Source organism: Variovorax sp. MPBD4-3 (genome assembly GCF_058809745.1).
On sequence record NZ_JBXASW010000104.1, the window covers coordinates 1 to 10,923 of the forward strand.

A 10,923-nucleotide genomic window follows, 5' to 3' on the forward strand; every position below is an offset into this window, starting at 1 on the left:
CACCCCGACCCTCCCCCAGCGGGGGAGGGAGAAATTCAATGCGGCACTTCCGCAGGCCCCGACGCCGCCGCACTCCGCTTGGGGCTTCGAATCAGCAGCAGAAGCGGAATCGCCAGCACAGTGATGATCATCATGATCGCGAAGTCATCCAAATAGCCGACCAGCGCCCCCTGCCGCGTCACTTCGGCATTGAGCAGCGCCAGCCCGGTCATCGTGTCCGGCGACATCATCTGCGGCAGCGTGGAAAGCGCCTGGTTGCCGGGCGCCACGGTCGAGGCGATTTGCGCATGCGCCTTGCTGGAGCCTTCGGTCAGCAGCGCCTGCACGATCGAGATGCCCACGCTGCTGCCGATGTTGCGCAGCAGGCTGAAGATGGGCGTGCCCTGGTTGCGCAGCCGCGGGGCCAGCGTGGCGAAGGTGGCGGTCGACAGCGGCACGAAGGTGAAGCCGATGCCCAGCCCCTGGATGAAGCCCGAGACGACGATCAGCGTGCTGTCCATCTGCAGCGTGAGCCGCGTCATCTGGTAGAGCGAAAACGCGGTGAGGCTGAAGCCCACCGCCATGATGGCGCGCACGTCCACCTTCTGCACCAGCCGCCCGACGATGATCATCGCGATCATGGTGCCGACGCCGCGCGGCGCCGTCACCTCGCCGGTGTAGACCACCGGGTAGCCCATCAGGCCCTGCAGGAAGTTGGGCAGCAGCGCCATCGTCGCGAACAGGATCATGCCGACGATGAAGGCGAAGAGAAGGCCGGTGACGAAGTTGCGGTCCTTCAGCAGGTCGCGGTCGAAGAATGAAACGCCCTGCACCGTCCACGTATGGACCACGAAGAAGCCGAAGGCCACCAGCGCGGCGGCCGCTTCGAGCTTGATCTCCCACGAGTCGAACCAGTCCAGCTGCTCGCCCCGGTCCAGAAAGAGCTGCAGCATGCCGATGGCCAGGCTCAGCGTCACGAAACCGAAGATGTCGAGCTTCTCGCCCTTGGGCCGGCTCTCCGGCAGATATCGCGCAATGCCCCAGAAGGCGAAGATGCCCACCGGCAGGTTGATGAAGAACACCCAGCGCCAGTCGAAGTTCTCGGTGAGCCAGCCGCCCAGCAGCGGCCCCAGGATGGGCCCGACCATGATGCCCGCGCCCCAGATCGCCATGGCCTGGCCGACCTTCTCGCGCGGGTTGATGTCCAGCAGCACCGCCTGCGACAGCGGCACCAGCGCCGCGCCGAAGATGCCCTGCAGCAGCCGCGCCGCCACGATGCCGACCAGCGAGGTCGCGAGCCCGCACAACGCCGAAGCCACGGTGAAGCCGATCACCGAGATGATGAAGACCCGCCGCCTGCCCCAGTGCCCGCAGAGCCAGCCGGTCAGTGGCAGCGCGATGGCCGAGGCCACGATGTACGAGGTCAGCACCCAGGTGATCTGGTCTTGCGAGGCCTGCAGGCTGCCCTGCATGTGCGGCAGCGCGACGTTGGCGATGGTGGTGTCCAGCGCCTGCATGATGGTCGCCAGCATGATCGAGATGGTGATCATGCCGCGGTGCGGCACCGTGGTTCCGGGCGCGACGCTCATGGTTTCTGCCCTCCGCCCGAGGTGATGTCGACCAGGCTGCCGTGCACCTTGCCGAGCAGGCCCAGCAACTGGGCGCGCTCGGCCTGGGACAGCACCGACATCACGCGGGCGTTGAGCCCGTCGCTGATGCTCAGCGCGGCGTCCAGCGCTTCTTCGGCGCTGGGCTCCAGGTGGATCCTGTTGACGCGGCGGTCGGTCGGGCTGGGTTCGCGGCGTATCCAGCCTGCCGCGGCCATGCGGTCGCACAGGCCGGCCACGGCCATCGGCGTGAGGTCGAGGCGCTGCGCGAGTTCGGCCTGCGACAGAGGCTCGTCTTCGTCATGCATGGCCAGCGCGCCGAGCAGGCGGCACTGGGCGCTGGTGAGTCCGATGCGTTCGCGCGCGAGGCGGTCGAACTCTTCGCTGTAGAGCTTGCCCACGCTCTTGACGAGGAAGCCGAAGCGCTGGGTGAAGTCCCTTTTCATAAGGGACTAGATTATCTACATGTTTATTAGTTTGGCATTAGCGAGCGCCGGCGCCCGTCAGAGCCAGCCGGCGCGCCTGAAGCGGTAATACAGGTAGCTGCAGGTGCTGACGATCAGCGCCAGCGCCACCGGGTAGCCGTAGCGGAATTTCAGCTCCGGCATGTGCTCGAAGTTCATGCCCCAGATGCCGGCGAACGCGGTGCACACCGCGAAGATGCTGGCCCAGGCGGCGAGCCGCTTGGTGACCTCGCTCTCCTCGATGGTCACCATCGACAGGTTCACCTGGATGGCGGTGGCGATGGTGTCGCGCACCGCGTCGATGGAGCCGTTGATGCGGCCCAGGTGGTCGCCCACGTCGCGGAAATACTCCTGCGAGCTCATGCAGATCTGCGGCACCCGCCCGCCGTGCATCTTGCCGGCCGCCTCCAGCAGCGGCGCCACGGCGCGCTTGAGGGTCATGCTGCGGCGCTTGAGGTCGTACAGCTGCTTGATCTTGTCGCGCGCCGCGCCGCCCTGGCCGAAGATCTGCTGCTCGATGGCCTCCAGTTCCACTTCCAGCGCGTCGATCACCGGAAAGTAGCGGTCGACCACCGCGTCCATCAGCGCATAGAGCACGAAGCCCGCGCCGTTGCGCAGCAGCTCGGGTTCGCGCTCGCAGCGCTCGCGCACGCCCAGGAAGCCCTGCTGGCTGCGATTGCGCACCGACAGCACGTAGTTCTTGCCGACGAACACGTCGACCTCGCCCACGTTGGTGCAGTGCTCGCCCTCGGGCGATGGCTCCACCAGGTGCATGACCACGAACAGCGAATCGCCGTATTCCTCCACCTTCGGGCGCTGGTGGCCGTGGTGGGCGTCTTCCACGGCCAGCGGGTGCAGGTTGAATTCCTTCTGCATTTCGCCGAGCTCGGCGTCGGAGGCGTCGCTGAGCGCCACCCATACGAAGCAGCCCGGCCGGGAGATGTAGTCGCTGATGTCCTCGACCGAGATGTCGGCGAGCTTGGAGCCGTTTTCATAGGCGACGCAATTGATGAGCATCGGTACTCCCGCAGTTCACGTTGGTGCAATCTGCGCATGGTGCCACGAGGCGGCGCAGGCGGCTTGCTGCGCGCGTGCCACAGCCGATTCAGGTTGGTCGGCTAGAGTTCGCGCTCGTCCGCCTGGCAAACGGACATATAAATAGATGAGGGGGGAGGATCATGGAAACGAGTTCGTACGGGGAATCGATCAAGTGAAGCGGGACGTTGGCCTTGCAAAGGCCCTGCTTCTGGCCGTCATGGTTTCGGTGTCGACTGCCACGGCCTGGCAGCTCTGGGTGGTGCGCCACCAGACGCTGGCCGCGGCCGACACCAACAATCTCAACCTGGCCAAGGCGCTGAACATCTATGCCGAAGGCGTCTTCACGCAGAGCGACATGCTGCTGCAGGGCGTGGCCGACACCCTGGTTTCGGAAGACGACGCGCACGGGCACCTGCAGCGCGTGCAGTCGCTGATCGAGCACCAGAAGCGCATGCTCGACCAGCTCGATGGCGTGGCCGTCCTCGACGCCCAGGGCAACTGGCTGCTTTACTCCAAGGGGCAAGTCCCGCCGGGCACCAACAGCGCGCAGCGGCCCTACTTCACGCACCATCGCGAGACCCGCTCGAACGAGATCTTCATCAGTCCGCCGCTGCGCAACCCGTTCTCGGGGGAATGGGGAATCACGGTCAGCCGGCGTCTGGAAGACCGCGAGGGCAGATTCGCCGGCGTCGCGGTCATCGGGCTGGGCCTGGCAAATTTCCTGCGCGCCTTCGGCACCATCGCCCTGGGCAGCAGCGGCACCATCAGCCTGACGACCAACGCCGGAAAGATGCTGGTGCTCTATCCCTACCGCGAACAGGACATCGGGCTCGATTTTTCCAAGTCGGCCAACTTCCAGCGCCACTTTGCCGGCACGGTGGGTACGGCCTCGTTCCGCTCCAGCATGGACGGGCGGCAACGGCTCTACGCCTTCCGCAAGAGCGACCGCTACCCGGTGCTGACCACGGTCACGCTGCGCCACGACGAGGCACTGCAGGCCTGGCGGCAGCAGGCATTGCTGACGGTCGGCGTCGTGGGAGCCCTGCTCGCGGCGATGGCCGCGGTGGGCTGGCGGCTGATCATCAACATCGGCCGGCGTGTCAGCGCCGAGGCCTCGCTGAGGGCCGCGCGCGAGGACCTGCTGCAGGCCAACCGCCGGCTGGCCGTGCTGGCCACGCAGGACCAGCTCACCGGGCTGGCCAACCGCCGCAGCTTCGACGAGGTGCTGTCTCAGGAATGCCGCCGCGCGGTGCGCGAAGGAACCAGCCTCGCGCTGCTGCTGCTCGACCTGGACTACTTCAAGCGCTTCAACGACGAATACGGCCACGTGGCCGGCGACCAATGCCTGAGGGCGGTCGCCGACGCCTTGCGGCAATGCGTCAGGCGCCCGGGCGACCTGGTGGCGCGCTACGGCGGCGAGGAACTGGCGGTCATCCTGCCCAACACCGAGCTGCCCGGCGCCCTGGCCGTCGCCGACCAGTTGCTCGCACATGTGCGCGAGCTGGACATTCCGCATCGCGCCAGCCCGCATGAACGTGTCACCGTGAGCATCGGCGCTGCCACCCTGTGGGGCACGCAGGCCAGCGGGCCCGAGCAGCGGCTCATCGAGGCCGCCGACAGCGCGCTGTACAAGGCCAAGGAAATCGGGCGCAACCGCGCGATGGGGCATGAAGAGCCGCTGCACGGCCGGGCGCCGGGCTGAGGCCGGCAGCAGCCCGGCGCGGCGCGCACCGAACGTAAAATGCCACGGCATTCCGCCCGTGCACATGCGGGCTCCGGCGCCGCGCTCCCCCATGCACTCCCCCAGCAAGCCCCCCAGTTCCGCGGAGGCAGGCCGCCGCTCCATGGCGCCCGGCACTGCCGCCCCCGCGCGCCGGTGGCACGGATCGCAAGTTATTGATTGAAATGAACAAGTCAGACGTCTCTGCGCACACGCCCATGATGGCCCAGTACCTGGGCCTGAAAGCCGACCATCCGGACACCCTGCTGTTCTACCGGATGGGCGACTTCTACGAGCTCTTCTGGGGCGACGCCGAGAAGGCCGCGCGCCTGCTCGACATCACGCTCACCCAGCGCGGCCAGTCGGCCGGCCAGCCGGTGGTGATGTGCGGCGTGCCCTTCCACGCGGTCGACACCTACCTCGCGCGGCTCATCAAGCTGGGCGAATCGGTCGCCATCTGCGAGCAGGTGGGCGAGGTCGGCGCCAGCAAGGGCCCGGTCGAGCGCAAGGTGGTGCGCGTGGTCACGCCCGGCACGCTGACCGACGCCGAGCTGCTCAACGACAAGAGCGAATCGCTGCTGCTGGCCGTGCATGCCGGCTCGCGCAATACATGCGGGCTGGCCTGGCTCAGCGTGACCGGCGCCGAACTGCGGCTGGCCGAATGCCCGGCCGACGCGCTCGAAGCCTGGATCGCGCGCATCGCGCCCAGCGAATTGCTCTACAGCGCCGAGGTCACGCCGGCCTTCGAGCAGCGCCTGAAGGCCGCGCGCGGCGCCACGCCCTTCACGCTGGCGATCCGCCCCGCGTGGCAGTTCGACGGCGGCCTGGGCGAGCGCAAGCTCTGCGAGCAGATGGGCAGCAACAGCCTGGCCGCCTGGAACGCCGAATCGCTGACCAACGCGCACGCCGCAGCCGCCGCGCTGCTGGGCTATGCCGAGCACACGCAGGGCCGCGCGCTGTCGCACGTGCAGCGCCTGTCGGTCGAGCGCGACGGCGACCTGATCGAGCTGCCGCCCACCACGCGCCGCAACCTCGAACTGGTGCAGACGCTGCGCGGCGAAGAATCGCCCACCATGTTCTCGCTGCTCGACACCTGCATGACGGGCATGGGCAGCCGGCTGCTGAAGCGCTGGCTGCTGTCGCCCCGGCGCGACCGCTCCGAGGCGCAGGAGCGGCTCGAAGCCATCGGCGCGCTGCAGGCCACGGTGCTCGGCGCCACGGCCGCGCCCTGGCGCACGCTGCGCGAGCAGCTGAAGAACACCAGCGACGTGGAGCGCATCGCCGCCCGCATCGCGCTGCGGCAGGTGCGCCCGCGCGAGCTGCTGGCGCTGCGCCTGGCGCTGGCCAAGGCGGAGCAACTGGCGCCGCTGCTGCCCGGCGGCGCCGCGCTGCTGGCCCGGATCACCGAGCGCCTGGCGCCGCCGCCGGGCTGCGCCGACCTGCTGGCGAGCGCCATCAAGCCCGACCCGTCGGCGCTGGTGCGCGACGGCGGCGTCATCGCCACCGGGCACGACGCCGAACTCGACGAGCTGCGCGCCATCAGCGAGAACTGCGACGACTTCTTGCTGAAGCTCGAAGTCAGCGAACGCGAGCGCACCGGCATCAGCAACCTGCGGGTGCAGTTCAACCGGGTGCACGGCTTCTACATCGAGGTGACGCAAAGCGCGCTCTCGAAGGTGCCCGACAACTACCGCCGCCGCCAGACGCTGAAGAACGCCGAGCGCTTCATCACACCCGAGCTGAAAGCCTTCGAGGACAAGGCCCTGAGCGCGCAAGACCGCGCGCTGGCCCGCGAGAAGTGGCTCTACGAACAGCTGCTCGACGCGCTGCAGCCCTCGGTGCCCGCGCTCACGCAGCTGGCCGGCGGCATCGCCACGCTCGACGCGCTGTGCGCGCTGGCCGAGCGCTCGCACACGCTGCACTGGCGCGCGCCGAGCTTCGTGTCGCACCCGTGCATCGAGATTTCGCAGGGCCGCCACCCGGTGGTGGAGGCCCGGCTGGCCGAAAAGTCGTCGGGCGGCTTCATCGCCAACGACACGCAGCTCGGGCCGCAGCAGCGCATGCAGGTCATCACCGGCCCCAACATGGGCGGCAAGTCGACCTACATGCGGCAGGTGGCGATCATCGTGCTGCTGGCTTCCATCGGCTCGCACGTGCCGGCGGCCGCCTGCCGGCTGGGGCCGATCGATGCCATCCACACCCGCATCGGCGCGGCGGACGACCTGGCCAATGCGCAGTCGACCTTCATGCTCGAGATGACCGAGGCCGCGCAAATCCTGCACAGCGCCACGGCCCAGTCGCTGGTGCTGATGGACGAAATCGGCCGCGGCACCAGCACCTTCGACGGGCTGGCGCTGGCCGCAGGCATCGCGGCCCAGCTGCACGACCGCAGCAAGGCCTTCACCCTGTTCGCCACCCACTACTTCGAGTTGACCGAGTTTCCGGCCACGCACCACGGCGCGGTGAACATGCACGTGAGCGCCACCGAGGCGGGCCGCGACATCGTGTTCCTGCACGAAATGCAGCCCGGCCCGGCCAGCAAGAGCTACGGCATCCAGGTGGCGCGGCTCGCGGGCATGCCCGCGGCGGTGGTCAACCATGCCCGGCAGGCGCTGGAAGCGCTGGAGTCGCAGCATGCGCAGACGCGCGCCCAGGTCGACCTGTTCGCGCCGCCCCCGGTGGCCGAGACGCCGCTGGTCAGCGCCGTAGAATCCGCGCTGGCTGCGCTCGACCCTGACGCCATGAGTCCGCGCGAAGCCCTCGATGCCCTGTATGCCCTTCAAAAATTGAACAAACGTGAACTCGGTGCCGCGTGATCGGGCACCGTTCATGCAAGATGAACTCATGACTTACTGCGTAGGCATCAAACTCAACGCCGGCCTGGTGTTCCTGTCCGACTCGCGCACCAACGCGGGCGTGGACCACATCAGCACCTTCCGCAAGATGATCGTCTACGAGCAGCCAGGCGACCGCGTCATGGTGCTGCTGTCGTCGGGCAACCTGAGCATCTCGCAGTCGGTGCGCGAAATCCTGCAGATCGAAGAACTGCGCGAGACCCGCGAAGACGGCACGCCCGGCGACCCCATCACCATCTGGAACGCCAAGAGCATGTTCGACGCCGCCCGGGTGCTGGGCTCGGCGGTGCGCCATGTGTACGACCGCGACGCCGAGGCGCTCAAGCATGCGGGGCTGGACTTCAACGTGTCCTTCATCTTCGGCGGGCAGGTCAAGGGCGAGGGCATGCGCCTGTTCCTGGTGTATGCGGCCGGCAACTTCATCGAAGCCACCACCGAGACGCCCTACTTCCAGATCGGCGAATCGAAATACGGCAAGCCCGTGCTCGACCGCGTCCTCACACCCGAGACCCCGCTGGACGAAGCCGCCAAGTGCGCGCTGGTGTCGATGGACTCGACCATGAAGTCGAACCTGTCGGTCGGCCTGCCGCTCGACCTGGTGGTGTACGAGGCCAACAAGCTCGAGACCGACCGCGTGATCTGCATCGACGCCGACAACCCCTACTACCGCATGATGCACAACAGCTGGGGCCAGAAGCTGCGCGAGGTGTTCGACAGCATCGAAGACCCGGTGTGGGACGACGGCCATACCGAGCATCCGCTGAAGATGCCGGCCACGCGCCACAGCCCGTTGCGCAAGATCTCGACCCCCGACGAAAAGCTCATCTGAACGAGGCCTCGGCCATGGCCATGCCGCCCGTCGTGTTCTCGCACGGCAACAGCTTTCCCGCCAGCACCTACCGCGTCGTCCTCGACAGCCTGCGCAATCGCGGCTTCGAGGTGGACGCCATCGAGAAATTCGGGCACGACCCGAAGTACCCCGTTACCGACAACTGGCCGCACCTGGTGCAGCAGCTGGCCGACTTCGCCAAGGCACGCGCCGACCGCGCGGGCGGCCCGGTGTTTCTCATCGGCCATTCGCTTGGCGGCTTCCTGAGCCTGATGTGCGCGGCGCGCCACCCCGAGCTGGCGCGCGGCGTGGTGCTGATCGATTCGCCCATCCTCGGCGGCTGGCGCGCGAACACGCTCAACATGGTCAAGCGCACGCCGCTCATGAAGAGCATTTCGCCCGGCGCGGTCAGCCGCAAGCGCCGCAACAGCTGGGAGCACCGCGAGGCGGTGTTCGAGCACTTCCGCAGCAAGAAGGCCTTCGCGAAATGGGACGAGCAGGTGCTGCACGACTACATCGACCACGGCACCTTCGACAGCGACGACACCCGCGCCCTGAGCTTCGACCGCGACGTCGAGACCGCCATCTACAACACCCTGCCCCACACCCTGGGCGCACTGCTGCGCGCGCACCCGCTCAGGTGCAAGGCCGCATTCATCGGCGGTCGCCAGTCGGCCGAGATGAAGCGCGTGGGCATGACGATGACCCAGCAGGTCACCAAGGGCCGCATCACCATGCTGGACGGCTCCCACCTGTTCCCCATGGAAAAGCCGCTGGCCACAGCCGCGGCCGTGGAAGCCGCGCTGCGCAACCTGCTGTGACCCGCGTCGTCAGTTCTTGGTGACGTGCACCCCGGGCCGCTGGCCCGCATTCCACTTGCCGCCGAGCGCCCGCTCGATCTGCGCGGCCAGCTGAAGCAGCAGCCCGTCGTTCGCCTGCGCGGCCTGCGCCTGGATGCCCAGCGGCAGGCCGTTTTCCTGCGAGGCCATCGGCAGCGAAATGCCCGGCATGCCGCAGAGATTGGCCAGCGGCGTGTACGCGAAGTTCTTCCACAGGTTGGCGAACCAGTCGTAGACGGAAGGGTTGGTGCTCGTCGTGAGGTACTCGCTGGTGCCGACCTTGGGCGTGGGCAGCGCGGTCACGGGCGTCAGGATGATGTCCCACTGCTGGAAGAAGTTGCCGAAGGCGCGCGAGGTGGTGTTGAACACCGCCTGCATCTTCGATCGCTCGGTGTACGAGGTGTGCAGCCCCGCTTCCCAGATCTTGATGTTGATCGGCTCCAGCAGCTCCGCCGGCGGGCGCTCCAGCCCCAGGCGGTGCAGGTGGCCGTCGATGACCTGCGCGAAGTTGCTGATGTAGCAGGTGGTCTGGGCCGCGAAGGCGGTCTGGAAGTCGACCTCGGGCAGCGCCCATTCGACATGGTGGCCCAGCCCTTCGAGGAACTTGCCCACGCGCTCCAGCTCGGCCACGAAATGCGGCGTGGCACGGAAGTCGCCCCACTCGTGCGACAGCGCGATGCGCAGGCGGCCCGGGTCTTTCTTGATGAGTTCGCTGTATGGCTCGGACGGCGACCAGAAGGGCATGAACTCGCCCGGTGCGCCGCCGCGCGCGTTGTCCACGAAGGCGGCGGTGTCGCGCACGGTGCGGCTGTGGCAGCCCTGGATCGACACCAGGCCCGACAGGTCCGACAGCCCCGGTGCCAGCGAGAACACGCCGCGCGACACCTTCAGGCCGATGTTGCCGTTCACGCCCGCCGGAATGCGGATGGAGCCGCCGCCATCGGTGGCGTGCGACAGCGGCAGCACGCCCGCCGCGACCACCGCCGCGGTGCCGGCGGACGAGCCGCAGGTGGTGTATTCGAGGTCCCACGGATTGCGGGTGACGCTGATGGAATTCTCTGCCGAGCTGCACACGCCGAACTCGGGCGTGGTGCTGCGGCCGACTATGTTGAGGCCGGACTTGCGCAGTTGCTGCGTGAGGAAGCTGTCGGCCGCGGGGCGTTGGCCCTGCATCATCATGGAGCCGAATTCCTGCAGCCGGCCCTTGAGGGTGGGGCCCAGGTCTTTCATGAGGTAGGGCAGGCCCGCGAACACGCCTTCGGGGTTCATGCCGTCCTTGAGCGGATCGGCCACCACGTCGTCGAACACTTCGACGACGGCATCCAGTTGCGGGTTGACCTTCGCGATCCCGGCGGCGGCCTGCGCTGCAAGTTCCGCTGCGGTCACTTCGCCTTTGCGTACCCGTTCGGCCAGGCCGATGCCGTCATGCGAGGCCCATTCGTCCCAGCTCATTGCCAAAGTCATTTCTTCGTTCTCCGTTTGTGTTCAAGGAAAGTGTGTATTTGTTCGGGGCGAGTGCGCAGGCCACCGGGTACTCCCCTCCGCGAATGTCCCCCGGGGCTGCGCCCCTCCTCCTTTATTTCGCTGCGGGG

General features: G+C 67.7%; 8 protein-coding genes. 4 read left to right on the top strand and 4 right to left on the bottom strand.

Going from position 1 to position 10,923, the window contains the following annotated elements; all coding sequences use genetic code 11:
* Positions 1-35 precede the first annotated feature (35 nt).
* The 3 genes from AC1RVW_RS30020 to AC1RVW_RS30030 are packed head-to-tail and all read right to left on the bottom strand — an operon-like array spanning position 36 to position 3,067.
* The gene (locus AC1RVW_RS30020) at positions 36-1,568 is read right to left on the bottom strand and encodes a DHA2 family efflux MFS transporter permease subunit (protein ID WP_106935039.1); all 1,533 of its coding nucleotides are present in this window, start codon (positions 1,566-1,568) and stop codon (positions 36-38) included.
* The gene (locus tag AC1RVW_RS30025; protein ID WP_106935040.1) at positions 1,565-2,032 is read right to left on the bottom strand and encodes a MarR family winged helix-turn-helix transcriptional regulator; all 468 of its coding nucleotides are present in this window, start codon (positions 2,030-2,032) and stop codon (positions 1,565-1,567) included. Before AC1RVW_RS30025 ends, AC1RVW_RS30020 begins: the two co-directional genes overlap by 4 nt.
* A 57-nt stretch (positions 2,033-2,089) precedes the next feature.
* Complete coding sequence (locus tag AC1RVW_RS30030) at positions 2,090-3,067, bottom strand: magnesium and cobalt transport protein CorA (protein ID WP_081266508.1); 978 nt, start codon at positions 3,065-3,067, stop codon at positions 2,090-2,092.
* Between the two features lie 193 nt (positions 3,068-3,260).
* Between AC1RVW_RS30030 and AC1RVW_RS30035 the strand changes: the two genes are divergently transcribed.
* The 4 genes from AC1RVW_RS30035 to AC1RVW_RS30050 all read left to right on the top strand — a co-directional run bounded on the left by AC1RVW_RS30035 (position 3,261) and on the right by AC1RVW_RS30050 (position 9,313).
* On the top strand, positions 3,261-4,790 hold the full coding sequence (locus AC1RVW_RS30035; RefSeq protein ID WP_493204355.1) for a diguanylate cyclase: 1,530 nt from the start codon (positions 3,261-3,263) through the stop codon (positions 4,788-4,790).
* Positions 4,791-4,993: 203 nt separating this feature from the next.
* Positions 4,994-7,624 (top strand): DNA mismatch repair protein MutS, encoded by a 2,631-nt coding sequence (gene mutS, locus AC1RVW_RS30040; protein ID WP_493204357.1) that lies wholly within the window; start codon positions 4,994-4,996, stop codon positions 7,622-7,624.
* 28 nt (positions 7,625-7,652) lie between these two features.
* Complete coding sequence (locus AC1RVW_RS30045; protein WP_106937498.1) at positions 7,653-8,492, top strand: proteasome-type protease; 840 nt, start codon at positions 7,653-7,655, stop codon at positions 8,490-8,492.
* A 14-nt stretch (positions 8,493-8,506) separates the two neighbouring features.
* Complete coding sequence (locus AC1RVW_RS30050) at positions 8,507-9,313, top strand: alpha/beta hydrolase (protein WP_493204359.1); 807 nt, start codon at positions 8,507-8,509, stop codon at positions 9,311-9,313.
* A gap of 9 nt (positions 9,314-9,322) precedes the next feature.
* Here AC1RVW_RS30050 and AC1RVW_RS30055 read toward each other — a convergent pair whose 3' ends face one another.
* Positions 9,323-10,795 carry an amidase gene (locus AC1RVW_RS30055; RefSeq protein WP_493204360.1) on the bottom strand — a complete coding sequence of 491 codons (1,473 nt, stop codon included), beginning with the start codon at positions 10,793-10,795 and terminating at the stop codon, positions 9,323-9,325.
* Positions 10,796-10,923: the final 128 nt, after the last annotated feature.

Excerpts from the sequence above, each read along its gene's own strand:
- AC1RVW_RS30020 (WP_106935039.1), bottom strand. The coding sequence starts at position 1,568 with ATGAGCGTCGCGCCCGGAACCACGGTGCCGCACCGCGGCATGATCACC.
- AC1RVW_RS30025 (WP_106935040.1), bottom strand. The coding sequence starts at position 2,032 with ATGAAAAGGGACTTCACCCAGCGCTTCGGCTTCCTCGTCAAGAGCGTG.
- AC1RVW_RS30030 (WP_081266508.1), bottom strand. The coding sequence starts at position 3,067 with ATGCTCATCAATTGCGTCGCCTATGAAAACGGCTCCAAGCTCGCCGAC.
- mutS (WP_493204357.1), top strand. The coding sequence starts at position 4,994 with ATGAACAAGTCAGACGTCTCTGCGCACACGCCCATGATGGCCCAGTAC.
- AC1RVW_RS30045 (WP_106937498.1), top strand. The coding sequence starts at position 7,653 with ATGACTTACTGCGTAGGCATCAAACTCAACGCCGGCCTGGTGTTCCTG.
- AC1RVW_RS30050 (WP_493204359.1), top strand. The coding sequence starts at position 8,507 with ATGGCCATGCCGCCCGTCGTGTTCTCGCACGGCAACAGCTTTCCCGCC.
- AC1RVW_RS30055 (WP_493204360.1), bottom strand. The coding sequence starts at position 10,795 with ATGACTTTGGCAATGAGCTGGGACGAATGGGCCTCGCATGACGGCATC.